The 26,293-nt window shown below is 68.2% G+C and carries 23 protein-coding genes; 7 read left to right on the top strand and 16 right to left on the bottom strand.

The features are described 5' to 3' along the window. The first annotated feature begins 2 nt into the window (after positions 1 to 2). Positions 3 to 4,463, top strand: coding sequence for a type VII secretion EssC family protein (locus tag IEZ21_RS35525; protein ID WP_189325925.1), 4,461 nt, complete (start codon positions 3 to 5; stop codon positions 4,461 to 4,463). A 156-nt stretch (positions 4,464 to 4,619) separates the two neighbouring features. On the opposite strand, the gene IEZ21_RS35520 is transcribed toward IEZ21_RS35525, so the two are convergent. The 4 genes from IEZ21_RS35520 to IEZ21_RS35505 form a co-directional block, all read right to left on the bottom strand. Continuing rightward, entirely contained in the window at positions 4,620 to 4,904 is a 285-nt protein-coding gene (locus tag IEZ21_RS35520; protein ID WP_189325924.1) for a WXG100 family type VII secretion target, read from the bottom strand. 163 nt (positions 4,905 to 5,067) lie between these two features. Further along, positions 5,068 to 7,461 carry a serine/threonine-protein kinase gene (locus IEZ21_RS35515; protein WP_189325923.1) on the bottom strand — a complete coding sequence of 798 codons (2,394 nt, stop codon included), beginning with the start codon at positions 7,459 to 7,461 and terminating at the stop codon, positions 5,068 to 5,070. A 230-nt stretch (positions 7,462 to 7,691) separates the two neighbouring features. After that, positions 7,692 to 9,476, bottom strand: coding sequence for a serine/threonine-protein kinase (locus IEZ21_RS35510; RefSeq protein ID WP_189325922.1), 1,785 nt, complete (start codon positions 9,474 to 9,476; stop codon positions 7,692 to 7,694). Between the two features lie 80 nt (positions 9,477 to 9,556). Next, on the bottom strand, positions 9,557 to 10,426 hold the full coding sequence (locus tag IEZ21_RS35505; protein ID WP_189325921.1) for a menaquinone biosynthetic enzyme MqnA/MqnD family protein: 870 nt from the start codon (positions 10,424 to 10,426) through the stop codon (positions 9,557 to 9,559). A gap of 355 nt (positions 10,427 to 10,781) precedes the next feature. On the opposite strand from IEZ21_RS35505, the gene IEZ21_RS35500 reads away from it, so the two are divergent. Then, positions 10,782 to 10,985 (top strand): cold-shock protein, encoded by a 204-nt coding sequence (locus IEZ21_RS35500; RefSeq protein ID WP_033319512.1) that lies wholly within the window; start codon positions 10,782 to 10,784, stop codon positions 10,983 to 10,985. A gap of 276 nt (positions 10,986 to 11,261) precedes the next feature. Here the strand turns inward: IEZ21_RS35500 and IEZ21_RS35495 are convergent, their stop codons facing one another. Next, entirely contained in the window at positions 11,262 to 13,163 is a 1,902-nt protein-coding gene (locus IEZ21_RS35495) for an AMP-dependent synthetase/ligase (RefSeq protein WP_373302348.1), read from the bottom strand. Positions 13,164 to 13,503: 340 nt separating this feature from the next. On the opposite strand from IEZ21_RS35495, the gene IEZ21_RS35490 reads away from it, so the two are divergent. Beyond that, positions 13,504 to 14,421, top strand: coding sequence for a MaoC/PaaZ C-terminal domain-containing protein (locus IEZ21_RS35490; RefSeq protein ID WP_189325919.1), 918 nt, complete (start codon positions 13,504 to 13,506; stop codon positions 14,419 to 14,421). A 20-nt stretch (positions 14,422 to 14,441) separates the two neighbouring features. On the opposite strand, the gene IEZ21_RS35485 is transcribed toward IEZ21_RS35490, so the two are convergent. From IEZ21_RS35485 to IEZ21_RS35455, 7 genes are all read right to left on the bottom strand, one after another. After that, positions 14,442 to 15,104: a TetR/AcrR family transcriptional regulator gene (locus IEZ21_RS35485; protein WP_189325918.1), complete on the bottom strand. Its 663-nt coding sequence runs from the start codon at positions 15,102 to 15,104 to the stop codon at positions 14,442 to 14,444. 45 nt (positions 15,105 to 15,149) lie between these two features. After that, on the bottom strand, positions 15,150 to 15,455 hold the full coding sequence (locus IEZ21_RS35480; RefSeq protein WP_033319671.1) for a DUF4229 domain-containing protein: 306 nt from the start codon (positions 15,453 to 15,455) through the stop codon (positions 15,150 to 15,152). A gap of 144 nt (positions 15,456 to 15,599) precedes the next feature. After that, the gene (locus tag IEZ21_RS35475) at positions 15,600 to 16,133 is read right to left on the bottom strand and encodes a GNAT family N-acetyltransferase (protein WP_189325917.1); all 534 of its coding nucleotides are present in this window, start codon (positions 16,131 to 16,133) and stop codon (positions 15,600 to 15,602) included. Between the two features lie 87 nt (positions 16,134 to 16,220). After that, positions 16,221 to 16,907 carry a UdgX family uracil-DNA binding protein gene (locus tag IEZ21_RS35470; RefSeq protein WP_189325916.1) on the bottom strand — a complete coding sequence of 229 codons (687 nt, stop codon included), beginning with the start codon at positions 16,905 to 16,907 and terminating at the stop codon, positions 16,221 to 16,223. Positions 16,908 to 17,277: 370 nt separating this feature from the next. After that, positions 17,278 to 18,441: an aminofutalosine synthase MqnE gene (mqnE, locus tag IEZ21_RS35465; RefSeq protein WP_189325915.1), complete on the bottom strand. Its 1,164-nt coding sequence runs from the start codon at positions 18,439 to 18,441 to the stop codon at positions 17,278 to 17,280. Positions 18,442 to 18,533: 92 nt separating this feature from the next. Further along, positions 18,534 to 18,989, bottom strand: coding sequence for an Lrp/AsnC family transcriptional regulator (locus IEZ21_RS35460; protein ID WP_033319506.1), 456 nt, complete (start codon positions 18,987 to 18,989; stop codon positions 18,534 to 18,536). A 75-nt stretch (positions 18,990 to 19,064) separates the two neighbouring features. Beyond that, positions 19,065 to 19,739 (bottom strand): UbiX family flavin prenyltransferase, encoded by a 675-nt coding sequence (locus tag IEZ21_RS35455; RefSeq protein ID WP_189325914.1) that lies wholly within the window; start codon positions 19,737 to 19,739, stop codon positions 19,065 to 19,067. Between the two features lie 116 nt (positions 19,740 to 19,855). On the opposite strand from IEZ21_RS35455, the gene IEZ21_RS35450 reads away from it, so the two are divergent. Further along, entirely contained in the window at positions 19,856 to 20,494 is a 639-nt protein-coding gene (locus IEZ21_RS35450) for a rhomboid family intramembrane serine protease (RefSeq protein WP_189325913.1), read from the top strand. On the opposite strand, the gene mqnP is transcribed toward IEZ21_RS35450, so the two are convergent. Beyond that, entirely contained in the window at positions 20,484 to 21,386 is a 903-nt protein-coding gene (mqnP, locus tag IEZ21_RS35445; RefSeq protein ID WP_189325912.1) for a menaquinone biosynthesis prenyltransferase MqnP, read from the bottom strand. The two genes, IEZ21_RS35450 and mqnP, sit on opposite strands and share 11 nt — an antisense overlap. Positions 21,387 to 21,417: 31 nt before the next feature. Next, complete coding sequence (locus tag IEZ21_RS35440) at positions 21,418 to 22,878, bottom strand: menaquinone biosynthesis decarboxylase (RefSeq protein ID WP_189325911.1); 1,461 nt, start codon at positions 22,876 to 22,878, stop codon at positions 21,418 to 21,420. Positions 22,879 to 22,964: 86 nt separating this feature from the next. On the opposite strand from IEZ21_RS35440, the gene IEZ21_RS35435 reads away from it, so the two are divergent. Further along, the gene (locus IEZ21_RS35435) at positions 22,965 to 23,393 is read left to right on the top strand and encodes a PLD nuclease N-terminal domain-containing protein (RefSeq protein ID WP_189325910.1); all 429 of its coding nucleotides are present in this window, start codon (positions 22,965 to 22,967) and stop codon (positions 23,391 to 23,393) included. Here IEZ21_RS35435 and erm read toward each other — a convergent pair. Next, positions 23,390 to 24,169: a 23S ribosomal RNA methyltransferase Erm gene (gene erm / locus IEZ21_RS35430; protein WP_189325909.1), complete on the bottom strand. Its 780-nt coding sequence runs from the start codon at positions 24,167 to 24,169 to the stop codon at positions 23,390 to 23,392. The two genes, IEZ21_RS35435 and erm, sit on opposite strands and share 4 nt — an antisense overlap. A gap of 259 nt (positions 24,170 to 24,428) precedes the next feature. Between erm and IEZ21_RS35425 the strand changes: the two genes are divergently transcribed. After that, positions 24,429 to 24,887: a nucleoside deaminase gene (locus IEZ21_RS35425; RefSeq protein WP_189325908.1), complete on the top strand. Its 459-nt coding sequence runs from the start codon at positions 24,429 to 24,431 to the stop codon at positions 24,885 to 24,887. After that, on the top strand, positions 24,868 to 25,845 hold the full coding sequence (locus IEZ21_RS35420) for an isopenicillin N synthase family dioxygenase (protein WP_189325907.1): 978 nt from the start codon (positions 24,868 to 24,870) through the stop codon (positions 25,843 to 25,845). Before IEZ21_RS35425 ends, IEZ21_RS35420 begins: the two co-directional genes overlap by 20 nt. Before the next feature lie 192 nt (positions 25,846 to 26,037). Here IEZ21_RS35420 and IEZ21_RS35410 read toward each other — a convergent pair whose 3' ends face one another. Next, complete coding sequence (locus tag IEZ21_RS35410; RefSeq protein ID WP_246568470.1) at positions 26,038 to 26,265, bottom strand: hypothetical protein; 228 nt, start codon at positions 26,263 to 26,265, stop codon at positions 26,038 to 26,040. Between the last annotated feature and the right edge of the window lie 28 nt (positions 26,266 to 26,293).

Below are 26,293 nucleotides of genomic sequence, written 5' to 3'. Positions count from 1 at the left end.
GCATGCAAGTCCTGGTGACAGTGCTCACCGAAGGAACGACGCCCCAGGACGTCTTGGTCATTCTGGAGGAAGACGCGACCGCGGGTGATGTGGCGACGTGTCTCGCAGGTACTGCATGGCCTGGGAACGCTGACCAGCGCAGTGCGCTCGCCGTCGTCATGCCCCTCCTGAACCGCAGGGGCGCACACCCGGCACCTTCGCCTTCAGCGTCTACTCCGAATCTGTGGGTGGACGGCCAGCTCTACGACCCAGCAAGTCCCGCCTCAGCCTTCATGCGTGACGGAGTCCGCGTCACCGTCGACGACGCGATCGGACCCTTCATGCGGTCCGGTGAGCCCGTGGGCCGTTTTGAGCTGCGAGTCTGCAGCGGACCCGGTGCTGGACTGGTCAGACGAGTGCAGGCCGGTGTCGCGACCGTCGGATCCGGCAGCTCCTGTGTGTTGTCTGTTCCAGACCCGTCATTGCCCGACCAGGCTTTTCGTCTCGCCATCAACATCGACGGCACCGTCGCCATTCGCCCCGACAACGGGGTGTCCATGACCTTGGACGACGATCCAGTGGAAGCGGAAACCACCTGGCCCCTTGAGGGCGTCGTCCGCATTGGCAACACATTGATCAGCCTGAACGAGACGCAGGAGCCGGACGCACACCTCGCTGCCACCGAGGACGGCGGCTATGCCTACAACCGGCCTCCGCGCCTCTCTCCGATTCGCCGGCGACCGAAACTCACCGTTCCAGCCGAGCCGGTGAAGGGCGAGCCACCTCGCCTCCAACTCATCGCTTCGCTCATCCCGGCGGTATTCGGCCTGGGCATGTACTTCATGACCAGGCAGGTCTACACCTTGCTCTTCTGCGCCATGAGCCCACTCATGATGCTCGGTTACTGGGCCAGCGAGGCACGACACGGACGTAAGAAGTACCGCCAGGCAGTCAAGGAATACAAGCAGGCGCTCGTCGACTACGACATCAAACTGACAGAGTTCGGAAAGGCCGATCAGCGTGCCCGGCGAGAGGCCCACCCCGACCCTGCCGAACTGCTCCTACACGCCACAGGGCCTCGTAGTCGGCTCTGGGAGCGCAGGCTCACCGACCCGGACGTACTTCAGCTACGGGTGGGCGTCGCCGAGCTTCCCGTGGACATCGAGCTGCGAGCTGACAGAGGCGCCAGCTTCGACGAACCGCCGCAGCCGCCGACGGTCCCGGATGTTCCCGCTGTGCTCCCACTGCCCGAGCTCGGTGTAGTCGGTGTGGCGGGGGACCGAAATCTCCGCCTGACCGTCTCCAATTGGCTGGTCGCACAGGCCGCCGTGCTGCACAGCCCGCGTGACCTGTCATTGGTCGTTCTCTCGTCCGCCCCGGATGCCGATGCCGCATGGAACTGGGCACACTGGCTTCCTCATACCGCGCCCCAACTCGGGCAGAGCTGCGTTTCGTTGGTGGGGTCCGAGCCCGAAGTCGTCGGACGCCGCATCCACGAACTGCTGGCCGAACTGGAACGCCGCAAAGCAGGCGCCAATAGCTTCGGGTCTTCCAAACAACTACGTCCCGATCCCTTCGTTCTGCTCGTTCTGGATGGGGCGCGCCTGCTGCGGCGCATGCCCGGCGTGCCTCAACTGCTCCAGGAAGGTCCCCACCACGGCATCTACGCCGTGTGTATCGACGAGGACGAACGACTGCTCCCCGAGGAGTGCAAGGCCGCAATCAGCGGAGTGCACAACGAGCCGAGCCGGGTGGTGATCAGCGGCGGCGGACTTGAGGTCGTCGGCGAGGTTCTGGCTGACCAAGTGTCCACCACCTGGTGCGAGTTGGTGGCTCGCTCGCTCGCCCCCGTACGCGACGTGAGCCAGGACGACCCCGACTCAGCTCTGCCGGCTTCCGCCCGCCTGCTGTCCCTTCTCGGCATGCCCGACCCCACCGGCACCGATATCGCGGGCATTTGGAAGCAGGGAGGCTCCACCACGGAGGTGCCCATCGGCATCGCCAGCGATGGGGCGTTCATGCTCGACATCCGGCGCGACGGCCCGCACGCGCTTGTGGCGGGAACCACTGGTGCCGGTAAGTCCGAACTGCTGCAGACGATCATCGCCTCACTGGCAGTCGCCAACCGTCCCGACGCACTCAACTTCGTCCTGATCGACTACAAGGGCGGCAGCGCATTCCAGGACTGTGCGCAACTCCCGCACACAGTCGGCATGGTCAGCGACCTGGACGCACACCTCACCGAGCGAGCCCTCGCCTCTCTCGCCGCCGAGCTCAAGCGACGCGAGGAGATCCTCTTCGCCACAGGCACGAAGGACATCGAGGACTACAACGACACCAGAAAGCTCCGCCCTGAGCTGGAGCCGATGCCCCGCCTCGTCCTCATCATCGACGAGTTCGCCTCACTGGTTGCCGAACTCCCGGACTTCATCGAGGGGTTGGTCGACATCGCACGGCGGGGCAGGTCGCTCGGCGTACATCTCATCCTCGCCACACAGCGCCCCGCAGGTGTGGTGAGCGCGGACATCCGCGCCAACACGAACCTTCGTATCGCCCTGCGAGTCACCGACGGTGGCGAGTCGTCAGACGTGATCGACGCTCCGGATGCCGGACTCATCGCAAAGTCCACCCCTGGACGTGCCTACGTCCGCTCGGGCGCCCAGTCACTTGTTGCCGTGCAGTCAGCGCGGATCGGTGGGCGCAGGCCGAGCATCGGCACAGATCGCCCGAAGGCGATCATGGCACCCCTGGCATGGCCCTCTCTCGGGCGCCCGGCACCGCGTGTCATCGAGAGCGAGGACGACGGAACGCTCGTTACCGATCTGAGTGTTCTGGTCGGCGCCATTCGAGAGGGCGCAGAACTGATGCAGTTCGGTGTCCAGCGGAGTCCCTGGCTGCCACCTCTGCAGGACCTGCTGTCGCTCGACGAGCTTCCTGAGTCCAGCACTCCGCAAGTCGCGCCCAACGAGGTCGCACCCATCCGGATGGGGCTCACCGACCTACCCGCTCAGCAGAGCCGCACACCGCTTGTACTGGACCTGGTCCACGGTGAGCACATCATGATTGCCGGTGGTCCTCGCTCGGGCCGTTCCACCAGTCTTCGTACCCTGGCCGGATCTCTTGCGGCCACTACATCGCCCCGGGACGTCCACCTCTACGGCATCGACTGCGGCGCAAACGCCCTGCTGCCGCTGGCCAATCTCCCGCACTGCGGTGCCATCGTGACGCGCGACCAGCCTGACCGGGTACGTCGCCTGCTCGACCGGATTTCCGCGGAGATCTCCCGTCGCCAACAGCTGCTTGCGATGGAAGGACTGTCGAGCGCCACGGAACAGCGCGCTACGGTGGCGCCCGAGGACCGGCTCCCCTGGATGGTTCTCCTGCTGGACGGCTGGGAGGGCTACGTTGCAGCCCTGGAGGGAATCGACTACGGCCGCCTCATCGAGATGATCACCAAGATCTTCCGCGAGGGAGCGGCTGTGGGGGTCAAGGTCGTCATGACCGCCGACCGGAGCGGCTTCAGCGGCCAGGTCTCCTCCTCCTTCGCGGACAAATTGGTTCTGCGACTCACCGATGCCAACGAGTACTCCCTCGCCGGGCTTGCGTCACGTGAGATTCCGAGCGAGATGCCGTCGGGCAGGGCGCTACGACTGACCGATCAGGGGGTCCAGGAGAGTCAGATCGCGTTGCTGGTAAGAGACCCTTCGGGCCAAGCTCAGGTGGCCGCCTTGCGTTCCATCGCCCAGCGGGCGCGAGAGACTCATCCGATTCCGCCGAAAAGCCACCGGCCACTTCGCGTGGACGAGCTGCCCATGCGCATCACGGCAGAGCAGGCGTATGCACTCGACACAGCCGTGGATCCGTCTTCTCCCCTGTCCGCTCTCTTCTGTGTGGGAGGCGACGAACTCGAGCCCATCAGCATCGACTTGGAGGAGTCCGGCCCTGGCTTCGTGATCGCAGGACCACCCAAGTCCGGCCGATCGACGGCACTTCTCGTGGCCGCGAAGAGCCTTCTGCGCAACCAGGTCCCGCTCATCCTGGTCACGCCGCGCCGCTCGCCTCTTAAGTCGTTGGAGAACCACGAGGGCGTGCTGGGAGTTCTGAACGCGGAAAGCTCTGAGCAGGATGTGCGGCAGCTGGTGGACCGCACCAACGGCAGGTTCGCAGTCGTGGCCGACGACGCCGACATGCTGTACGACAGCGATCTGGACCGGGCGTTGGAAGAGGTGGCCCAAAGCGGCAGGGACGGCGGCGTCGGACTCATCGCTGCCGGTGCCACGGACACTCTGGGATCCCAATACCGGGGATTCGTGGTGGAGCTTCGACGCTCGCGCCAGGGCATGATCCTGTCCCCGCAGAGCTCGTCGGACGGCGAGTTGTTCAATGTCCGTGTACCTACTGGCAGCGGTGGCGGACCAGTTGGGCGGGGCCTGCTCGTACGAAGCGGCCAGATGATGCCGGTTCAGGCAGTTCTCGACGAGTAACACCGACATGCGAAAGCCGGGGCGGCTGATAACCAGCCGCCCCGGCGAACGAGCCGCGGCTTGTGCCCTACCGATACCGACGGTTCAACGGGTCAGCGTGATCACGTGGGTTTGCCGTACGTCCGGGTGCTGGCCCAACGGTCGCAGCAGGCAGGGTCAGTGAGGCCGAGACGTAGCCTGCTCGATCGCGTCATGGCCACTCTTTGCGGACTTGTACGCGTCGCTGAGCGAGTCGGCAAGGCGGTTCAACTGCGGCTTGAAGTCACGCCAGTCGTCCCGGAAACGGTCAGCGCCCGGGCCCTTCCAGAAGCCGTGGCTGTTGTTGGCCTGACCGTCCAGCAGGTGGATCAGGTCGCGAACCTCACCCTCCTTCTTCTGAAAGGCCTCATAGAGCTTCTTGAGCTTGTCAAGGTTTGCACCGCGGTCGAGATCGTCGGCCATCTGTTCCTCCCCGTGTCGCTAACACAAGCTGTCTCAACTGTCTCAATGGACGCTATCGCACCGTCTGCAACTGCGAAAGCCGTCCCCTGCACCGTTGCCGGGCTGCGACACGGGACTCACCACGGCCCTCTCCCTTCCGACCAGGGAACGGTCCTCCAAGAACTCACACCGCCGGCAGCGAGTAGATCTCGTAGCCGTGCGTCACCAGCAGCCGGTTGCCGGATATAGCGACCTGAAATGGTTCCACCGGGTCCTTGTTGTCGTTGTAGACCCAGCGGGACTTGCCGGTCTTCGCCACGAGCGCGAAGATGCCGCCCTCGTCCTTGTACGAGGCTCCGTAGAGGGTCGCGCCGGCGCGCAGGAACGTGGTGGGGGCTCTCCTTGCACCGGGGTCCTCGCACAGCCAGATCTTCTTGCCCGTCTTGACGTTGACTGCCCATACGCCGTCGTCGTAGTCGCTGATGTACAGCACGCCGTCGATGACCGTGGGATCGTTGAAGCCACGACGGCCGTTGGGAGACAGCGTCCAGCGGGTCTTGCCGGTTTCCGCGTCGAGCGCCGTCAGGTTGTCGCCCGGGAGGAAGACGAGGCCCGAGGCGACGGTGGGTGTCCAACTCCAGTCGTCGCCGAGCTTCTTGGTCCATAGCTGGCCGCCCGTGGCGGTGTCGCGGACGGTGAGGTTGTACTTGGAGTCGGCGTAGACGAAGTACTTTCCGGAGACAGTGCCCTCGACATCCCAGTTGTTGGTACCCCAGTCGCGCATCTGGACCCACACCGTCTTACGCGTGGTGTGGCTGATGGCGGCAACACCCATGCGGTAGTCGGTGGCGCTCTTCGCGTCGCTGAAGTCCGTCACCGTGACGTACACGTTCTTCTCGTCGATGGCGATCGTGGCGTCGAGTTTCAGATTCTTGCCGAGGCGACTGCGCCAGGCCTCCTTGCCTGTCCTCACGTCCAGTGCCACGAGTGCGCCGTCGTAGTCGCCGTCGGCCAGGAACAGTTTGCCGCCGGAAAACAGCAGTTGGGCATTTGGCCGGACGACGCCAGGGCGGGACCAGCGCTTCTTGCCCGTTTTCACGTCGTACGCCACCAAAGGGTCCCCGCTGATCAGCAGCAGGCCGTCGTGGGTCACCAGCGGAAGGGTGGTGCTGATGCTCTCCTCCGCCACCGACTTGTGCCACAGCGGCTGCGGTGCCGTACCGGCAGGCGGTGTCGTGAAGTTCTCGCCCGCGGGGCGGTCCGAACCGCCCTTGCCGCCCCCCGCGGACGTACCGGGCGAACCGTCGTCGCGGGAAAGCCACCAGGCAGCGCTTCCACCGACGACCGCGACTCCCGCCGCACCACCGGCTGCCAGACCCAGGAAGCGGCGCCGGGAGGGAGCAGGGGTGGAGGAGTTCGCGGGACCTGTGCCGAGTTGGACCGTACCTGGCAGGGGTGTACCGGCTGCGTACGGCGAGGTCCCGGCTGGTGGTGTGCCGTAACCCGGTGCGGGCACACCTGCCGGAGGGAAGCCATAGCCCGGGACCGGCATGCCCGTGGCCGGGGTGCCGTATCCCGGCACCGGCGTGTCCGTACCGGGAGTCCCTGCAGCGACCGACGCCCCGTCCTGCATTGTCGGCGGGCGCCCGAATCCGGGAGCCGGCTGCTCCTCCGGTGCTTCCGGCGCCTCCAGGTCCAGGATCCCCGCCGCATGCGTCGCGATCGTGGAAGCGACCGCCGACGGCAGCCAGTTCGTCAGCAGCCCCTCGACGCCGCCGGGCGCCAAAGCCCCGACAATTTCTGCGGGAGCCGGGCGCTGCGCCGGGTCCTTCAGTAGACAGGCGCGTATCAGCCCGAGGAGTGACTGCGGTATGCCGGTGAGGTCCGGCTCACCATGGACGATCTGGTAGAGCATCGCGGCGTGCGAGGCGGCGCCCTCTCCGAAGACATTGCGGCCCGTTGCCGCGAAGGCAAGCACGGCGCCGAGCGAGAACACGTCCCCGGCGGTCCCGACGTCCTGCCCCAACGCCTGCTCGGGCGGCATGTAGCCGGGCGAGCCGACCACAACTCCCGTCTGCGTCATACGGTTTCCGTCCACCGCCCGCGCGATGCCGAAGTCGATGACGCGGGGGCCGTCCGCCGCCAGCAGGACGTTGGAGGGCTTGAGGTCACGGTGGATCAGGCCTGCCGCATGGATCTCCTGGAGCGCGGCGGCCAGGCCCGCGCCCAGGGCGCGGACCGTGTGCTCGGGGAGAGCGCCGTGCGCCTCCACCACATCGGTGAGGTCGGGGCCGAGGACGTACGAGGTCGCCAGCCACGGCAGCGACGCGTCCGGCGCCGCGTCCACGACCGGTGCCGTATAGCGGCCGGAGACCGCGCGGGCTATCTCCACCTCATGCTGAAAGCGACGGCGGAAGTCGACGTCGGCCGCCAACTCCGGCCGTACGACCTTCACCGCGACCGTGCGGCCGCCCGGCGAACGGGCAAGGTAGACGCGACCCATGCCTCCCACGCCGAGCCTCCGCAGCAGCCGATAGCTGCCCAACTCCCGCGGATCGTCCGGCTGCAGTGTCTCCATGGTCGGGCCTTCCCCGTTTCCTCGTCCGCGCGGTAATTTCGTTCACTTGTTTGCAGACACAGTAGTAATGGGAGTGACGGGTGGGAGTGGCCGGGGACGGCAAGGCGGGCTGACGCGGGTGAAGTGGCCGGGGGGGCAAGGGGGTTCGCTGAAGTGGATCGCCGCTTCGTTGCCCGGGCATGCCGTGGCCGTGCTCGGCGGGCGCTTCCTGCATCGCCGCCGGAAGGCTGCTACTTGACCCTGTTCATCCGAGCCACCGGATCCCCGGCCTCCTCGTTGTCCGTCTCGTACCTCAAGTCGTCGTCGACCGGGGTCAGTCGGACCTCGTGGCGGCCCATCACGCACACGGCGTCCTTGGACTTCTTGGCGACGCTGGTGGCGGTGATCTGCTGAGGAGTGGCCTTCTTGAGGATGAGTACGGTGTCGCAGTGGCCGCCGATCAGGTCGGTCTGGCGGAACGTGCCGAACTGTTCGCCCACGCCGGCCTGGCGGACCGTGACGCGGAACTTGCCCATGGGGAGGGTGCCGTTGAGGGCTACTCCGTCGCCCTCCCAGGTGCCGAGGTAGCGCTTGGGGACGGCCGCTCCGGTGGCCGGAGCTTCGGAGGGCGCGGACGCGCTCGCACTCGGGGCCGGTGCGTTCGGCAACGGCGCCGTGTCGCTGCCCGCGCTCCCACCATCCGAGGCTCCGCTTCCCGGCAGCAGGTCGAAGACGAACACCGAGCCGAACGTCACCGCCGCCAGCGCCCCCGCGACCGCCAGCGCCACCGTGCAACTCAGCTTGCGCCCACGGCCGCCCGCACCCGGCGCGGACGTCGCGGCCACGGAGACGGTCAGCTTTCCGGGACCAGGGCCCGATCCGGATCCGGATCCCGGTCCCGGGCCGTCGGTCTCGCGCCGCTCCGGAACGTACGTCGGTGCATTCGCCACCTGAGCTGCCTGCTCACCTCGCGCAGCCACCCCGTACGAAGGATCCGGCGGCCCGAACACCCCAGCGGGACCAGCCGGAGCAACGGGAGCCGACCCGTTGGCCTCCGCCCCCACCGAAGGATTACCGACCGAAGGACTACCGACCGAAGGACTACTGAACCCCACCACCCCAGAAGGTTCCTCCACCCCCGAAGCCTCAAGGTTCAGCACCTGCACCGCACTTCGGCTCACCTGCTCCACCAACGGCCCCGGCAGCCACCCCGCCACCACCGACCGCGCCGCCCCCTCCGGCGCGAGCCGGGCGGCGAGCGAGGCCGGAGACGGACGCTCGCCCGGGTCCTTAGCCAGACAGGCCGCGACTACGTCGCGCAACTCCCCTTCCAGGGAGCCGAGTTCGGGTTCCTCGTGTACGACCTTGTAGAGCAGGGAGGCCGAGGAGTCACCGGGAAAGGGGGGCGCCCCGATTGCCGCGTACGCCAGTACCGCCCCCAACGAGAAGACGTCCGCCGCCCCCGTGACCCCCTTGCCGAGGATCTGCTCGGGCGACATATAGCCGGGCGAGCCCACGGACACACCCGTGGACGTCAGGGACGCCGTCCCGTCCGTCGCCCGCGCGATGCCGAAGTCGATGAGCAGCGGGCCGTCCAGCGTCAGGAGTACGTTCGAGGGCTTGACGTCGCGATGTACGAGCTCCAGTCCGTGCACCGCCGACAGCGCCTCCGCGAGGCCCGCACCCAGGACCCGTACGGAATGTTCCGGCAGCGGACCGGCGTCCGCGACCGCCGCGGCGAGCGAGGGTCCTGCGGCGTACGCGGTCGCCACCCAGGGGATCGAGGCGTCCGGGTCGGCGTCGAGGACCGGTGCCGTGTACGCGCCGCCCACTCGCCGTGCCGCGTCGACCTCGCGGCGGAAACGGGCGCGGAACTCCTCGTCGAGCGCGAAGTGCGGATGCACGATCTTGACCGCGACGGTACGGCCGCCCGCGCTGCGGCCCAGATAGACCCGGCCCATCCCGCCCGAGCCGAGCCGGCCGAGCAGCCGGTAGGGCCCCACCGTGGTGGGTTCGTCGACATCGAGCGGTTGCATGGCGTGTACCTCCCCCGTACGCGCTCCACTCCCAACCAGCAAGGGTCAAGAGTAGGGACAACCAGCAGGGTAGGCGCTGCTTACGGATTACGGATTGCGGACTGCGGCTCCAGCAGAGACACCTTCACATCCGCCGGGAAGCCGGTCGTCGGGCCGACCCGGCGGGCGAACTCCGTGATGGCCTCCAACTGCGGGCCGCCGAAACGGAAGTCGAGCGTCGTGAAGTAGTTCTCCAGAACGCGCTCGTCGAAGGCCTCCCAGCGCGCCGCCTGCTCGGCGACCTTGCCGACCTCCTCCAGCGACAGGTCCCTGGAGGCGAGGAAGGCCTCGTGGACCTTGCGCGTGACGACCGGCTCGCGCTCCAGGTACTCGCGGCGCGCCGCCCAGACCGCGAAGACGAACGGCAGCCCCGTCCACTCCTTCCACAGCGCGCCCAGGTCGTGCACGGCGAGCCCGTACTGCGGCCCGTCGAGCAGGTTGGCGCGCAGCGCCGCGTCCCCGATGAGTACGGCGGCCTCGGCCTCACGCATCATCAGGGCGAGGTCGGGCGGGCAGGTGTAGTACGAGGGCTGTACGCCGAACCGCTCGGCCAGCAGCAGCTCCGCGAGCCGTACGGACGTGCGCGAGGTCGAGCCGAGGGCGACGCGGGCGCCGTCCAGGTCCTCCAGCGGGACCTGGGAGACGATCACGCAGGACATCACCGGGCCGTCGCAGCCGACCGCGATGTCGGGGAAGGCGACCAGTTCGTCGGCGTGCTTGAGGAACTCGACGAGCGTGATGGGCCCGATGTCGAGATCGCCCTGCACCAGCTGCTCGCTGAGCTTCTCCGGGGTGTCCTTGGTGAGCTCGAAGTCGAGAAGCGTCCCCGTACGGGCGAGCCCCCAGTACAGGGGCAGGCAGTTCAGGAACTGGATGTGGCCGACGCGCGGCCGGGTGCGAGAATTGTCCACATCGTGAGGCTAGCTCCTTTGGGGTACGGTGCAGGCTTCGGGTCCCGGAGTGATGCAGAGCGATTCCGGAAACCAGCTCGGCCTCTTGTGTCAACCCCCGTGACACCTCGCCGCCTTCCTTACGTCAACCCATCGGGTGAACTACTCAAACATCCGGGTGACGTGATCTTGATCCCTATTGCTTCCGGCTGCCTGCATGCTAGGCTCAGCCGCAAGTTGCAGTTTGGTTTCCCTTGCAGTACAGAGCCTGCGGAGCGCATGTAACCGCGGGCTCTCGTCGTATTCAGACGAATGCAGTTGTTTACACAATCGCTGGTTCTGGAGCAGGGCAACCCTTTGGGCCCAAGGAGGGCTTATGGCTACCGGAACCGTGAAGTGGTTCAACGCCGAAAAGGGCTTTGGCTTCATCGCCCAAGAAGGCGGAGGCCCCGACGTCTTCGTCCACTACTCCGCGATCAACGCGAGCGGCTTCCGCTCCCTCGAAGAGAACCAGGCGGTTACCTTCGACGTAACCCAGGGTCCGAAGGGCCCGCAGGCGGAGAACGTCACCCCCGTCTGATCCTTCGGCTTCAAGAGCGAACGCTCTGATGCTCTGATCTCCGGAACGAGTGCAGTACCCAAGGAGCCCCTTCACCATCTCTGGTGGCGGGGCTCCTGCCTTTTGCCTCCGGCGGGCGCCTACCGGGGTGGGGTGTTGGGTTCGTTGGCGAGTGCGGGTGCGTTGTGGCTGGTCGCGCAGTTCCCCGCGCCCCTGAAAAAGCCTGCGGCTCCCCGCACCCCTTGTAGGGCCCGAAGGCCCCGCGCCCCCGCCGACGCGCAGCGGCGCCTCGCCGCCCTACCGCTCGTACAACCCCTCGATCTCCGCCGCGAAGTCCCTTGCGATCGCGTCCCGCCGGAGCTTCATCGTCGGCGTCAGGTGCCCCGCCTCCTCGCTGAAGCGGCCCGGCAGGACGGTGAAGCGGCGTATCGACTCCGGGCGGGAGACCAGTTTGTTGGCCTCGTGGATCGCTCGTTGGAGGATGGTGTTCAACTCCTCGTCTTCGACCAGGAGTTCGGCGGGCACCGTGGGTTTTTTGTTCATCTGGCGCCAGTGGGTGATGCCGTCCTGGTCGAGGGTGATCAGGGCGCTGATGTACGGGCGGCCGTCGCCGAGGACCATGCACTGGGCGATCAGGGGGTGGGAGCGGAGCCAGTCCTCCAGGGGGGCCGGGGCCACGCTCTTGCCGCCGGCCGTGATCAGGATTTCCTTCTTGCGGCCGGTGATCGTGAGGTAGCCCTCGTCGTCCAGGGCGCCGATGTCGCCCGTCGCGAACCAGCCGTCGGGGGCGGCGGGGACGACTCCGCCCGCGTGCGGGTCCCAGTAGCCGCGGAAGACGTGGCCGCCGCTCAGCAGGATCTCCCCGTCCGCGGCGATACGGACCCGGGTGCCGGGCATGGGCCAGCCCACCGTGCCCAGGCGGGGTTTGAGGGGCGGGGTGATCGTTGCCGCCGCCGTCGACTCCGTGAGGCCGTAGCCCTCGAAGATCTCTATGCCCGCACCGGCGAAGAACGCCGCGAGGTCGCGGCCGAGCGGGGAGCCGCCGCAGATGGCGTAGCGGACGCGACCACCCAGGGCGTTGCGAATGCGGCGGTAGACGAGGGGGTCGTAGAGGGAGCGGGCCGCGCGCAGGGAGCGGCCCGGGCCGGGGCCCGTGCCGTGCTGCTCGGCCTCGACCGCCATGCCGTATGAGCGGGCGACACGGACCGCGCGGTCGAAGGACGAGGCGCGGCCCATGCGTTCGGCGGTCGCGCGGCCCGTGTTGAAGACCTTCTCCAGGACGTACGGGATGGCCACGAGGAACGTCGGCTTGAACGAGGCCAGGTCGGTGAGCAGTTCCTCGGAACCGATGCCCGGGGCGTGCCCCAGCCGGACGCGGGCGCGCAGACAGCCGACCGCGATCATGCGGCCGAAGACGTGGGAGAGGGGGAGGAAGAGGAGGGTGGCCGCCGGTTCGTCGGTGCGGGACCTGAAGGCCGGGTAGAGGTGTTCGATGGCGTTGTCGACCTCGGCGAAGAAGTTGCCGTGGGACAGTGCGCAGCCCTTGGGGCGGCCGGTCGTACCCGAGGTGTAGATGACCGTGGCGAGGGTTCCCGGCCCCAACATCCCACGGCGTACGGCGACTTCCGAGTCCGGCGTGTTCCGGCCCGACTCGGCGAGCCGCTCCACGTGCCCCTTCTCGAAGACCCACACATGCCTCAGATCCGGGATCCGCTCCCGCTCCGGGCCCAGCGCGGCGGCCTGCGCGGCGTCCTCGACGGCGAGCGCGACGGCCCCGGAGTCCTGGAGGATCCAGCGGGTCTGGAAGACGGACGAGGTCGGGTAGATCGGCACGGTCACCAGGCCGGCGGCCCAGGCCGCGAAGTCCAGCAGCGTCCACTCGTACGTCGTACGCGCCATGATGGCGATCCGGTCGCCCGGCATCAGTCCCTCGCCGATCAACCCCTTGGCCAGCGCCAGCACTTCGTCCGCGAACGCGTTCGCCGTCACGTCCACCCAGTCGCCGTCCGGCCCCTTGCGGCTCAGGACGACATCGGCGGGGGCCTCGCTCGCGTTGTCGAACGGGATGTCCGCGAGAGATCCGTGTCTGACCGGCGCGACGAGCGGTGGCACCGCCGCCTCCCGTACGACACCGTCCAGCCGCTTGATGTCCGGCTCGACGAGCGCGGGGGCGGGAGTGGAGGACTTCCTGGCGGACATGGGGCGGCTCCTCGTCGTCATGCCTGTGGGGGAGAGTGTTCCTGGTCGGCTCACTCATCACGCATCACAAGGGGCGGTCCCCCACGAGTCCCATGGGTCCCCATGGGTGCTACGGGGCTGATCAGGCTGGTGTTCATTGCTGGTGCTCATTGGGGGGTGAGCCTTCAACGTACGCATTACGACGTACGCGGGTGCCGTCAGCGAACCGTCTTCACCAGCGACGACGCCACCCTCCACAACATTCACAGGCGCCGGGGTACGTCTCGACCTCTTTCTGACCTCTGAGTAATCTTACTCCGGAGTAAGATTCATGATGGTGCCGATCGGGAGCGTGACCCGCATGCACACCCAGACCCTCGCCGCCTCCCCCGCCCTCACCCCCCTCCTCGCCCGCGGCGCCCTCCTCTCCCCCTTCAAGCGGCCCCGGCGCGGCGGTGCGGTGACGCCCCCAACTCGCCTCGTACTCCCCGGCGTTCGCATCGACCTCGCCAAGCTCGCCGCGTACGAGCGCGTCTGCGGGTACGGCGTGGGCGCCGACGCGTTGCCCGTGACGTATCCGCATGTGCTGGGGTTTCCGCTGGCCATGCGGCTGATGAGTGCGCGGGCGTTTCCGTTGCCGCTGCTCGGGCTCGTGCACACGACCGTCGAGATCGTGCAGCGGGAGGCGCTGCCGGCCACCGGGGAGTACGAACTCCACGTCTACGTGGAAGGGTTGGCGCCGCATCGGCGCGGGACCGAGGCGACCCTCGTCACCGAGGCTCGGGGTGGCGGCAGCCTCGTATGGGAGTCGAGGAGTACGTATCTCGCACGGCATCGGACCTCGCAGACTTCGCATCGGACCTCGCAGACCTCGCAGACCTCTCAAACTCCGCAGACTTCGTCGGCCAAGGCGCACGCCGGGCCGCCCCCGCCGCCGGGCGAGGTCCGCAAAACCCTTCCCGCCATGGCCGAGTGGCGGCTCGGTGGGGATCTCGGGCAGCGTTACGGGGCGGCTTCCGGGGACCGGAATCCGATCCATCTGTATCCGCTCACGGCCCGGCTCTTCGGGTTCCGGAGGCCCATCGCGCACGGCATGTGGAGCGTGGCGCGCTGTCTCGCGGAGCACGGCGTTCCCGAAGCCGTGTACGTCAAGGCCGAGTTCAGGGCGCCGGTGCTGCTGCCGGGGGTGGTGACGTACGCGGCAAAGGGGGGCGCCTTCGAGCTGCGCGGGGAAGGGGAGCGCGTCCACCTCACGGGCGAGGTACGGCCTCTTGCGTGAGGTGTACTTGGCGTGAGGCGTTACGACTTCGGGGGTGCCCAGGCCCGCCCGTCCATCAGGTTCCCGAGGCCTGCCCAGGCAAAGTTCATCAGCGTCGCCGCCGCCTGCTTGGCCGAGACGCCGGGTGTGGTGTTGGCCCAGGCCGCGAGGGACTCGGCCGCTCCGACCAGGGCCTCGGCGAGGCCGGCGACCTCGTGCTCGGTACGTTCGGCACGCTCGGCCGACGACGGGTCCCGGTGGGCCTCGCGGGCGGCCACCGCTATCAACTGGGTGACGAACGCGACGAGTTCCTCCCGCATCGCGGTGACCTCGGCGGCGAACGGCTCGCCGTGCGTACGGGCCTGGAGGTGCAGCACCGCCCAGCCGTCAGGGTTCTGCAAGGTGTGCGCGAAGAACGCCAGCAGGCCTTCCCAGAGCTGGCGGTCGGCGGGCAGGTCGGTCCGCACACCGGCACGTACGGCGTCGGTGAGCGCCTTGGCCTCGCGCCGAATACAGGCGGTGAAGAGCTCGTCCTTCGAGTTCAGGTACAGATACACCAACGGCTTGGACACACCCGCGAGTTCAGCGATGTCGTCCATCGACGCGGCCATGTACCCACGCTGCCCGAAGATGTGCACGGCCGCGTCCAGCATCTGCTGTTCACGCACCGCCCGCGGCATCCGCTTGCTCTTCACAGCACCCATATGGGTTAGCGTACGGTCCTCACGCCAAGGGCGTGTCGCCGTCAGTTACGAAGGCTGGCCCTGCGCCCCGCCGCGCGCCGCGTCGTCCGCGGTGTCCTCCTGGGAACGGTTGCGCTCCAGGTTGGCCTTGGTCCGGTCCACCCGCTCGACGATCTTCGCGGAGGCGCGGTCGCGTTCCTTGCGCAGGACCACGAAGCTGATCGGGGCCGAGAGCACGAGGGCGAGCAGGACGATCCACATGCCGTTGGAGTCGCCGAGGCCGCGCGGGGCGATGCCGGAGTAGACGAGGCCCCAGACGACCACGAGGCAGCCCGCGAAGATTCCGAGGCGCATCAGTGTGTAGCGGAGCATCTCAATCCACTCTTCCCGTTCGAACGTTCCCAAAGGGCACCCTCCAGTCAAGCACGTCCTGCCGGTGATCTTGCAAGGGGTCCATGGCCTCGCCCTATGGCTTCCTGCATGGCTCCCTGTATTCCTGTATGGCTTCCTGCGGCCTCAGTCGAGGCGGGTGAGCGGCAGCAGCATCGTGATGTCGTCGCGGTCGTCGCCGGGTGCGACGCGGATCGCGCCGGGTACGCGGCCGACCTCCTTGTAGCCGCAGGAGGCGTAGAACCGCTCGAGTCCGAGTCCGCCGCGGCAGGTGAGCCGTATCGCCTCGATGCCCTCGAAGCCGCCGGCCGCTTCCGCGGCGGCTTCGAGCAGGTCGCGCCCGTAGCCCTTGCCCTGGTGCTTCGGGTGCACCATCACCGTGTAGAGCCACACCCAGTGCGTCATCAGCCGGTGCGTGTTGAAGGCGAAGAAGGCGGTCGCGGCGACGGCGCCCTCTTCGTCTCGGCCGACCAGCAGCCGCATACGTCCCTCGTTCATCGCGGCGAGGTGCTTGATGAGTTCCGGGCGGATCGCGTCGGGGGCCACGGGCGGTACGAAGCCGACGGCGCCGCCCGCGTTGGTGACGTCGGCCCAGAGGTGGAGGAGGCCGTCGCGCAGGGCGGGGTCCATGGAGGAGTCGAGGGTGAAGGTAAGGGGCATGAGGCTAGATTATCTATTACTTCATGCATGGCTCAAGGGCCTTCGGAGGACGGCCTCTTCACATGGCCTGTTCTCGCCGGCCTGCACTCAGTCCAGTGCCCTTGCCGCCACCTTCAGGTCGGAGACCAGCCCCTGGTACACCGCCTCGCGGTCGTCGGCGCGCAGGGCGGCGGAGGGGTGGATGGTGGCGACCAGTCGGGTCCGGCGGCCGTGGATCTCCTCCTCCAGGAGCGTTCCGCGCTGCTGGGTGACGCGGAACGAGGAGCCGAGCAGGGCCTTGCCCGCTGTGGCGCCGAGTACGACGATCAACTCCGGGTCCACCACGGCCAGTTCGGCGGCGAGCCAGGGGCCGCAGGCCGTCATCTCGCGCAGGCTGGGTGACTTGTGGATACGGCGCTTGCCGGGGCCGATGGGGGTCCCCCCGCTCGAGCGAAGCCGAGAGTGGGGGATCGTGAACTTGAAGTGCTTGACGGCGTTCGTGACGTACGTCTGGCCGGGGTCGATGCCCGCCTCGGCCAGGGCCCGGTCGAGCAAGCGGCCCGCGGGGCCGACGAACGGTTTCCCCTGCCGGTCCTCCTGGTCTCCCGGCTGCTCGCCGACGATCAGTACGCGGGCGTCGGTGTCGCCGGTGCCGAACACGGTCTGCGTGGCGTCGCGGTGCAGGGGGCAGCCGTGGCACTCGGCGGCGGCTTTCCGCAGGGCGGCCAGGCCGCCGCGCTGCGGCACGAACGGCTCCGCCGTGTACGCGTCCTCGGGGGCCTTGGTGCTGGCCATGCGCTTCGAGTACCCGTGCTGGGCCGGGGCTCACGTGGGTTTTTTCTTCCCCACCCCGCTCCTTCCCGTAACCATGGGGTTCCGCCCCCTGGACCCCCGCTGGGGCTCCGCCCCAGACCCCGATCGGCCTGAACGGCCTCGTCCTCAAACGCCGGACGGGCTGAATTTGCCTGGCTGGGCTGAGTAGCTGAGCTGGGCATACGCGCCCCTAAGGAGGCCGCAGGCCTCAGGGGCGCGGGGAACTGCGCGACCAGCCACAACGAGCCCGCACGCTCCCGACCACACGCGGCAGCCCCGGCGCAGCCGGGAGTTCACAAGAGGGCGGAGCCCTCTTGAACCCAGAAGGGCGGGTGGGTGGGAAAGGAAACCCTCACACCCGCATCGGCTGAGGCGACTCCCGACGCGACGCGTCCGGCCCCTCGTACTCGCGGATGATCTCGTACCGCGTGTTCCGTTCCACCGGGCGGAAGCCCGCGTCCCGGATCAGGTCCAGCAGGTCCTCGCGGGTCAGCTTGTTCGGTGTGCCGTAGTTGTCGGCGTCGTGGGTGATCTTGTACTCCACCACCGAGCCGTCCATGTCGTCGGCGCCGTGCTGAAGGGCCAGCTGGGCGGTCTGGACGCCGTGCATGACCCAGAAGACCTTGACGTGCGGGACGTTGTCGAAGAGCAGACGGGAGACCGCGAAGGTCTTCAGAGCTTCCGCGCCCGTCGCCATCTGGGTGCGCGCCTGGAGGCGGTTGCGTACCTTGCCGTCCTTCACGTCGACGAAGTCGTGCTGGTAGCGCAGCGGGATGAAGACCTGGAAGCCGCCCGTCTCGTCCTGCAGTTCACGCAGCCTGAGCACGTGATCGACCCTGTGCCTCGGCTCCTCGATGTGGCCGTACAGCATCGTGCAGGGAGTCTTGAGGCCCTTGGCGTGCGCCAGGCGGTGGATGCGCGACCAGTCCTCCCAGTGCGTGCGGTGGTCGACGATGTGCTGGCGTACCTCCCAGTCGAAGATCTCCGCGCCGCCGCCGGTCAGGGACTCCAGACCGGCCTCGATCAGCTCGTCGAGGATGTCGGACGCCGACAGGCCCGAGATCGTCTCGAAGTGGTGGATCTCCGTCGCCGTGAAGGCCTTCAGAGAGACGTCCGGGAGCGCCTTCTTCAGCTCGCTCAGCGACCGCGGGTAGTAGCGCCACGGCAGATTCGGGTGCAGGCCGTTGACGATGTGCAGCTCGGTGAGGTTCTCGCCCTCCATCGCCTTGGCGAGGCGTACGGCCTCCTCGATACGCATCGTGTACGCGTCCTTCTCGCCCGGCTTCCGCTGGAACGAGCAGTACGCACACGACGCCGTGCACACGTTCGTCATGTTGAGGTGCCGGTTGACGTTGAAGTGGACGACGTCACCGTTCTTACGGGTCCGCACCTCGTGCGCGAGACCGCCCAGCCAGGCCAGGTCGTCCGACTCGTACAGCGCGATGCCGTCCTCACGGGTCAGCCGCTCACCGGCCCGGACCTTCTCCTCCAGCTCGCGCTTGAGCCCGACGTCCATGCCTCTACCTCTTCCTACGACGACTCGGTCAACCGTACTCCCCCACCCTTCGGGCGGGAGGGGCCCCCATCAGGCACTTCGTGCCTGCACTACTACGCTTCTTCGGGCAGCTCACCCACCCGGTTCTCCCACTTCGTGGAGAGCACGATCGTCGTACGCGTACGAGAGACACCCTTCGTCCCCGACAGCCGCCGAATCGTCTTCTCCAGGCCGTCCACGTCCGGCGCCCGGACCTTGAGCATGAACGAGTCGTCGCCCGCGATGAACCAGCAGTCCTCGATCTCGTTCAGGTCCCGCAGCCGGTGCGCGACGTCCTCGTGGTCGGCGGCGTCGGAGAGCGAGATGCCGATCAGGGCGGTGACGCCGAGGCCGAGCGAGGTGGCGTCGACCGTCGCGCGGTAGCCGGTGATGACGCCGGCCGCCTCCAGGCGGTTGATGCGGTCGGTGACACTGGGTCCCGACAGTCCGACGAGGCGTCCCAGCTCCGCATAGGAGGCCCGGCCGTTCTCCCTGAGGGCCTGGATGAGCTGCCTGTCCACCGCGTCCATGCGATCGATAGCCTTCCGCTGAAGAATTCCTGAAGTCCTGAAAGTGTGAAGTGCTGCGTGGGTACTGCGAGTTGCTCAGATGGTGCGTGAGCCGCCGCCGAGTTCGCCCTCCCAGCGGCGGTAGAGCGTGTGCTCGACGCCCGCCGCGTCCAGCACCCGCCCGGCGACGAAGTCGACGAGGTCCTGGATGTGGGTGGCGCCCGCGTAGAACGCCGGGGACGCCGGCAGTACGGTCGCGCCCGCGTCGTCCAGGGTCACCATGTGCCGCAGGGTCTGCCCGTTCAGCGGGGTCTCGCGGACGGCGACGACCAGCTTGCGGCCCTCCTTGAGCGTGACGCTCGCGGCGCGTTGCAGCAGGTCCTTCGAGAGGCCGAGCGCGACCCCTGCGACACAGGCCGTGGACGCGGGCACGATGAGCATGCCCTTCGAGGGATACGAGCCTGAAGACGGCCCCGCTGCCAGGTCACCGGGGCTCCAGTGCCGTACGTCCCGGGTCTGGATGTCGAAGGTGCCGGGCTTGCCGTCCGCGCCACGGGCCAGCCATTCGCGCAGGTCCTCGTCCCAGTGGGCGTCCCGGAAGCTGATCCCCGTCTCGTCCAGCAACGTCAGCCGCGAAGCCCTGCTGACGACCAGGTCGACGCTCTCCCCCGCGTCCAGAAGCGCACGCAGCACGGCAGCGGCATACGGCGTACCGGACGCACCGGAGACCCCCACGATCCAAGGCGTGCGCTGCGTCTGTCCTGGCTTCATGATGCTGAGCCTATCCGGCGGCCCCGAGTGGGAACGGCGCGAGGGGCCCGCCCGTTAATCTGACAGAGCCGGGCGACTGGTGCGTGCGGCACTACGGGCGGACATGGGGGACGGCAATGGCTGGTAAGGACGTCAGTTGGGCCCGGAGTGACCGGGGCTGGTCGCAGGGCGAGCGGGCGAAGACGGCCGCCAAGTTGATGGTGGGCTGGGTGGCCCTGCTGTGGCTGCTCGAAGTGGTCGACGTGATCACGGGCCACTCTCTGGACGGCCTCGGGATCACTCCGCGCGAGCCGTCGGAGCTGGTCGACATCGTGCCGGCCTCGTTCCTGCACTTCGGCTTCGCCCACCTGGCGGCGAACACCGTTCCGCTGCTGGTCCTCGGTTTTGTCGCGGCCCTCGGCGGGCTGCGCCGTTTCGCCGCCGTGTGCGCGCTGATCATCGTGGCCGACGGCCTCGGTGTCTGGCTGATATCTCCGGCGCACACCAACACGGCAGGGGCGTCCGGCCTGATCTTCGGGCTCTTCGGCTTCCTGGTGATCAGCGGCTTCGTGGAGCGCAGGCCACTCGGCATCATGGCCGGGATACTGATCGCGGCGGTCTGGGGCAGCTCGGTCCTCGTGGGCATAGCCCCCACCAACACCACGGTGAGCTGGCAGGGGCATCTCGTGGGCCTGGTTTCCGGCGTGGCAGCGGCGTTCCTGTTCCGCCGCCGCTCCGCTTCTGGCTCCGGCTCACCGGAACGCGCTATACGGTAAGCCCGCGCACCAGCAGGTCGAGTAGCGCGCACGCGAACAGCGCGATGCCGATGAATCCGTTGACGCTGAAGAACGCCCTGTTCACCCGGGACAGGTCGTGCGGCTTCACGATCGAGTGCTCGTAGAGGAACGCGGCGGCGACGATCAGCAGGCCCAGCCAGAAGAAGGCGCCCGCGTCGGTGGTCAGGGCGTACCAGACGAAGAGTGCCGTGGTGGCCGTGTGGCAGCCGCGGGCGCTCCAGATGGCGGCCGGGATGCCGAAGCGGGCGGGGACCGACATGACGCCGGTCTCGCGGTCCGTCTCGACGTCCTGGCAGGCGTAGATCAGGTCGAAGCCGCCGATCCAGATGCCCACCGCGAGGCCGAGGATCACCGCGTCCCAGGACCACTCGCCGGTGATCGCCAGCCAGCCACCGATCGGGCCCATCGCCTGGGCGAGACCGAGGATGGCCTGCGGGAAGTTCGTGAACCGCTTGCCGTAGGGGTAGACCACCATCGGAATCACGGCGATGGGGGCCAGGGCCAGACAGAGGGGGTTGAGCAGGGCCGCGGCGCCGAGGAAGAAGACCAGGGCGACCAGCGCGCCCGTCCACGCGTGCCGCACCGTCATCGCGCCGGTGACCAACTCCCTTTGCGCGGTACGGGGGTTGCGGGCGTCGATCTCGCGGTCGATGATCCGGTTCGCGGCCATGGCGAACGTACGCAGCCCGACCATCGCGATGGTGACGAGAAGCAGCCGGCCCCAGTGGATGTTCCGGTCCAGCTGGAACATCGCGGTCAGCGCGGCGATGTAGGCGAAGGGCAGTGCGAAGACGGAGTGCTCGATCATGACGAGGCGCAGGAAGGCCCTCGTACGGCCGGGTTGAGGGATCGCGGCTGATGCGCTGCTCACAGGCCGTACTCCCTTCCGCTGATCACGCTGCTCACTTGAGTCCGTACTCCTTCCAGCGGCGGTCGACCAGCGCCGCCGTCTCCGGGTCGGACAGCACCATGTCCGGCCAGCCGCCGTCTCGCGTGTAGCCCTCCTCGGGCCACTTCTTCGTCGCGTCGATGCCCGCCTTGCCGCCCCAGAACTGTTGGTAGGAGGCGTGATCGAGATGGTCGACCGGGCCTTCGACGACCGAGAGATCGCGGGCGTAGTCCGTGTTGCCGAGCGCGCGCCACGCGACCTCGTGCAGATCGTGGACGTCGCAGTCCGAGTCGACGATCACGATCAGCTTGGTCAGGGACATCATGTGCGCGCCCCAGATCGCGTGCATCACCTTCTGGGCGTGCTTCGGGTACTTCTTGTCGATCGCGATGATCGCGCAGTTGTGGAAACCGCCCGCCTCGGGAAGGTGGTAGTCCACGATGTCGGGAACGATGATCTTGAGGAGCGGCAGGAAGAACCGCTCCGTCGCCCGCCCCAGCGGCCCGTCCTCCGTCGGCGGCCGGCCGACCACGATCGACTGGAGCAGCGGCCGCTTCCGCATCGTCACGCAGTCGATCGTCAGCGCCGGGAACGGTTCCTGCGGCGTGTAGAAGCCGGTGTGGTCGCCGAAGGGCCCCTCCGGGAGCATCTCGCCCGGCTCCAGCCAGCCCTCCAGTACGACCTCTGCCTGAGCCGGCACCTGGAGTGGCACCGTCTTGCAGTCGACCATCTCGATCCGCTTGCCCTGGATGAACCCGGCGAAGAGATACTCGTCGATGTCGCCGGGGAGGGGGGCGGTGGAGGCGTAGGTGACGGCGGGCGGGCACCCGAAAGCGATCGCGATGGGGAGCTTCTCCCCACGCCGCGCGGCCACTTGATAGTGGTTCCGGCTGTCCTTGTGGATCTGCCAGTGCATGCCGATGGTGCGCTTGTCGTGGCGCTGGAGGCGGTAGAGCCCGAGGTTGCGGATGCCGCTCTCCGGGTCCTTGGTGTGGGTGAGCCCGAGGTTGAAGAAGGACCCGCCGTCCTTCGGCCAGGTGAAGAGGGCGGGGAGCTGTTCCAGATCGACGTCGTCGCCGCGCAGTACGACCTCCTGCACGGGCGCGTTGTCGGACTTCACCTTCTTCGGCGGTACGTGTGTCATGGCGCCGAGCTTCCCGAAGGCCTCGCGCACACCGACGAACCCGTGCGGCAGCTCGGGCTTGAGCAGCCCGCCGATCTTCTCGCTGATCTCGCCGTACGACTTCAGGCCGAGGGCCTTGAGCAGGCGCCGGTCGGTGCCGAAGACGTTCATCGCGAGCGGCATCGCGGAGCCGCGTACGTTCTCGAAGAGCAGCGCCGGGCCGCCCGATTTCTGCACCCGGTCGACGATCTCCCCCACTTCCAGATACGGGTCGACCTCGGCCTTGACACGCTTGAGGTCGCCCTCGCGTTCCAGTGCCCTGAGCAGGGAGCGAAGATCGTCGTAAGCCATGCGTCCCAGTATCGGCTACGGGCTACCCTGGCCCCGTAACGGGGCCTGGTCCCAGGCCCCCGATCGCGACGTGCAAGGGGAGTATCATGCTCAGGGTGCTGATGGTGCTGGTACCGCTGGGGCTCAGCATCTACGCGTTCATCGACTGCATCAGCACCGATGAGAAGCAGATCCGGTACATCCCGAAGTCGCTCTGGGCGATCCTCGTCCTGCTCTTCCCTCTGGTGGGCTCCATCTCCTGGCTCCTCGTGGGCAAGGAGCGCACGTCACCGCGCCGCCCCGCTGGCGGGCGCCGCGACGGCTGGGTGGCGCCGGACGACAACCCCGAGTTCCTGAAGTCCTTGAAGGACGAGAAGGACGAGAAGTTCCCGAAGGACTCCCCCGGCTCCTCCAATTCCTCTGATTCTTCCGACTCTTCCGGCCTCTCCGACTCCTCCAAGGACGCGCCGAAGGACTCCCCCGAGGACTCCCCGAAGGGCGAGAAGCGCGAGCGGGACGAGGGCGGCGAGAGCTAACGCTCCTGCCGGAGCCGGAACAGCTCCGCCCACTGCTCTGCCGTGAGGCTCTTCGGCAGGGCGGTCGGTGCGATCCGGTGGTGGCGCGTCCAGTGGCGGATGCGTTGGCGTGGCAGTTCGGGTGCGGCGGTGGCGAGCATCTGCGGCAGGCCGCGTCCCTTGCCGGTGAAGACCCGGTGGACGAAGTCCTGGTAGCGACGCTGGTCGTGGCGGTCGACGAGAGGCCGTTCCCGGCGGGACACCGTCATCAGCCCACCGTCGACGCCGGGACGCGGCCGGAACGCCCTGGCCGGCACGCGTCGTACGAGCCGGAACTCGAACCACGGCCACCACTGCGCCGTCATCATCGTCGCCCCGCCCACACCGGCCCGCCGCCGCGCGACCTCCCACTGCACGAGCAGGACGGCCTCGGTCCAGCCGGGGGCGTGCAGGATGCGTCGGAGCATCGCGGTCGTCTGGTGGAAGGGCAGGTTGCCCACCAGGACATGGGGTGTGGTGGGGGCCGTATAGCGCAGGAAGTCCGCCTGGACGATCGCGGTCGACGGGTGCGTACGGCGATCGAGCCGGGCCGCGCGACGGTCGTCGAGCTCGATGCCGGTCAGGGGCCGGGCGAGGCGTTGCAGGGGGAGGGTGAGCGCGCCGTCGCCCGCGCCGATCTCGATGATCGGGCCGTCGGTACGGGCCACAAGGCCGACGATGGTGTCGATGACGCTCTGGTCGATGAGGAAGTTCTGGCCGAGTTCGTGACGGCCAGGACGAGGATGCTGGGTGCGCAAGGGATCTCCGCGGCTTCGAAGGGAAGCCGGGCAGCACGGCAGGGGCCGCCCGGCGGAAGGTCTCCGGAGCGGCGGATGCTCTCGTTACGCGCGATCGTTACGCGCTGTGTGTGAGAGTGCCGCCGCTAGAAGCGGCGGATCCTGGTGATAGCTGCGGCTGCGCACATGCCGATCAAGCTACGTCACGCCAGGTACCCCTCGGCAACCGATTTTTCCCGCAGGAGATTTCCCCGTAGGAGACCCGTAGGAGAGTGGAGTCATGAAGCGCATGGATCAGGCACAGGCACGCGCGTGGCTCGCCACCGCCGTCGAGGAGGCGCGGGCCGGGCTCGCCGAGGGAGGCATCCCCATCGGAGCCGCGCTCTACGGCGCCGACGACACCCTCCTCGGCCGCGGCCACAACCGCCGCGTCCAGGACGACGACCCGTCCATGCATGCGGAGACCGCCGCCTTTCGCACTGCCGGGCGGCAGCGGACGTATCGCGGTACGACGATGGTGACGACCCTCTCACCGTGCTGGTACTGCTCCGGTCTGGTGCGGCAGTTCGGCATCTCGCGGGTGGTGATCGGTGAGGCGGCCACCTTCCACGGTGGCCACGACTGGCTGGCCGAACACGGCGTGGAGATCGTCCTGTTGGACGACCCCGAGTGCACCGACCTGATGCGCGGCTTCATCAAGAACAACCCGGCTTTGTGGAATGAGGACATCGGTGACTGACCCCCGTATCCCCACGATCGATCTCCGCCCCTGGCTCTCCGGCGACCCCGCGGCCCGCAAGGAGATCGCCCGTACGGTCGACGAGGCCCTGCAGAGCGCCGGGTTCCTGCTCGTGACGGGGCACGGCGTGGACCCGGCGCTGCGGACGGCCATCCGGGACTCCGCCCGCTCCTTCTTCCGACTGCCCGCCGAGGTCAAGCAGCCGTACGCCGCCCGGGTAGGCGGGCGTGGCTGGCTCGGCCCGGGCGCGGAGGCCAACGGCTACGCGGAGGGAACCGAGACCCCGCCCGACCTCAAGGAGTCACTGACGTTCGCGACACACAAGCCCTTCGAGGACCCGGTCGTGAACGCGGAGTGGTACGCGCCGAACGTCTGGCCCGAGGAGGCTCCCGGGCTGCAGCCGCTCTGCGAGGAGTACCTGGCCCGGATGGCCGAGCTGGAGAACCACCTCCTCGCCCTCCTCGGCGAAGCCCTCGGCCTCGGACCGGACTTCTTCACCCGGCACATGAGCCACCCCACCTACGGCTTCAACATCAACTGGTACCCGGGCAGGGATGTGATGGGCGAGCCCGAGCCGGACCAGTTCCGTATCGGCCCGCACACCGACTTCGGCACGGTCACGATCCTCGACCGGCAGGCGGGCAAGGGCGGCCTGCAGGTCTTCACGGACGACGGCGGCTGGGAGGACGCGCCGTACGACCCCGAGGCGTTCACCATCAACATCGGTGACCTGATGGCCCGTTGGGCGGGAGACAGGTGGCGCTCGGGGCGGCACCGGGTTCTCCCGCCGCCCGCCGACGCGCCCGCCGAGGAGCTGCTGTCCCTCGTCTACTTCGGCGAGTGCACGCCGGGGACACTCGTGGAGTCGGTGCCGGCGCCGGTGGGGCGGGTGGCGTACGAGCCGGTGAATTCGCACGTGTATCTGCGGGAGAAGCTGGACTCGATCACGGTCGGTTGAGCACCACCCCGACGTACACGTGGTCGCGGCACAGGTGACGGCGCAGGAGGACGTTGGCGTCGGTTTCCGCGCTGCGGTTGCCGTAAGTGCGGGCGTCGTCTCGGGTGATGGCGAGTTCGGTGCATGTTCCGCAGCCGGGGGCCGGGACGGGTGGGCAGCTGAGATCGTCCGGCTGAACGGGCTGATGCAACGTCACACCCTCCGCTTCGTGCGGTGGTTGGCCGCCCTCAGCGTGGCGTCGATCCGTTCCTGCTGCGTCGCCGGGCGGAGCAGTGCCGGGTCGGCCTCCCACTCACGGCCGCCGCCGACCGGGCGCAGCATCGCGTACGGGCCCGCCTTGTCGCGGTACTCCCCCACCTTGCGCGTCCCCGGGTCGTAGACGAGCACCCCCGGCTCCAACTGCCCTGCTTCGTCCGCCATTTCCACTCCGTACGTTCTTTGCCATTCG

It is taken from the genome of Streptomyces flaveus (assembly GCF_014647675.1).
Taxonomy (GTDB): domain Bacteria; phylum Actinomycetota; class Actinomycetes; order Streptomycetales; family Streptomycetaceae; genus Streptomyces; species Streptomyces flaveus.
The sequence above is the reverse complement of the archived record's forward strand: the minus strand, read 5'-3'. Positions and strand labels throughout refer to the sequence as shown.

Excerpts from the sequence above, each read along its gene's own strand:
- IEZ21_RS35525 (WP_189325925.1), top strand. The coding sequence starts at position 3 with ATGCAAGTCCTGGTGACAGTGCTCACCGAAGGAACGACGCCCCAGGAC.
- IEZ21_RS35520 (WP_189325924.1), bottom strand. The coding sequence starts at position 4,904 with ATGGCCGACGATCTCGACCGCGGTGCAAACCTTGACAAGCTCAAGAAG.
- IEZ21_RS35515 (WP_189325923.1), bottom strand. The coding sequence starts at position 7,461 with ATGGAGACACTGCAGCCGGACGATCCGCGGGAGTTGGGCAGCTATCGG.
- IEZ21_RS35510 (WP_189325922.1), bottom strand. The coding sequence starts at position 9,476 with ATGCAACCGCTCGATGTCGACGAACCCACCACGGTGGGGCCCTACCGG.
- IEZ21_RS35500 (WP_033319512.1), top strand. The coding sequence starts at position 10,782 with ATGGCTACCGGAACCGTGAAGTGGTTCAACGCCGAAAAGGGCTTTGGC.
- IEZ21_RS35495 (WP_373302348.1), bottom strand. The coding sequence starts at position 13,163 with ATGTCCGCCAGGAAGTCCTCCACTCCCGCCCCCGCGCTCGTCGAGCCG.
- IEZ21_RS35490 (WP_189325919.1), top strand. The coding sequence starts at position 13,504 with ATGCACACCCAGACCCTCGCCGCCTCCCCCGCCCTCACCCCCCTCCTC.
- IEZ21_RS35485 (WP_189325918.1), bottom strand. The coding sequence starts at position 15,104 with ATGGGTGCTGTGAAGAGCAAGCGGATGCCGCGGGCGGTGCGTGAACAG.
- IEZ21_RS35480 (WP_033319671.1), bottom strand. The coding sequence starts at position 15,455 with ATGCTCCGCTACACACTGATGCGCCTCGGAATCTTCGCGGGCTGCCTC.
- IEZ21_RS35475 (WP_189325917.1), bottom strand. The coding sequence starts at position 16,133 with ATGCCCCTTACCTTCACCCTCGACTCCTCCATGGACCCCGCCCTGCGC.
- IEZ21_RS35470 (WP_189325916.1), bottom strand. The coding sequence starts at position 16,907 with ATGGCCAGCACCAAGGCCCCCGAGGACGCGTACACGGCGGAGCCGTTC.
- mqnE (WP_189325915.1), bottom strand. The coding sequence starts at position 18,441 with ATGGACGTCGGGCTCAAGCGCGAGCTGGAGGAGAAGGTCCGGGCCGGT.
- IEZ21_RS35460 (WP_033319506.1), bottom strand. The coding sequence starts at position 18,989 with ATGGACGCGGTGGACAGGCAGCTCATCCAGGCCCTCAGGGAGAACGGC.
- IEZ21_RS35455 (WP_189325914.1), bottom strand. The coding sequence starts at position 19,739 with ATGAAGCCAGGACAGACGCAGCGCACGCCTTGGATCGTGGGGGTCTCC.
- IEZ21_RS35450 (WP_189325913.1), top strand. The coding sequence starts at position 19,856 with ATGGCTGGTAAGGACGTCAGTTGGGCCCGGAGTGACCGGGGCTGGTCG.
- IEZ21_RS35440 (WP_189325911.1), bottom strand. The coding sequence starts at position 22,878 with ATGGCTTACGACGATCTTCGCTCCCTGCTCAGGGCACTGGAACGCGAG.
- IEZ21_RS35435 (WP_189325910.1), top strand. The coding sequence starts at position 22,965 with ATGCTCAGGGTGCTGATGGTGCTGGTACCGCTGGGGCTCAGCATCTAC.
- IEZ21_RS35425 (WP_189325908.1), top strand. The coding sequence starts at position 24,429 with ATGAAGCGCATGGATCAGGCACAGGCACGCGCGTGGCTCGCCACCGCC.
- IEZ21_RS35420 (WP_189325907.1), top strand. The coding sequence starts at position 24,868 with ATGAGGACATCGGTGACTGACCCCCGTATCCCCACGATCGATCTCCGC.
- IEZ21_RS35410 (WP_246568470.1), bottom strand. The coding sequence starts at position 26,265 with ATGGCGGACGAAGCAGGGCAGTTGGAGCCGGGGGTGCTCGTCTACGAC.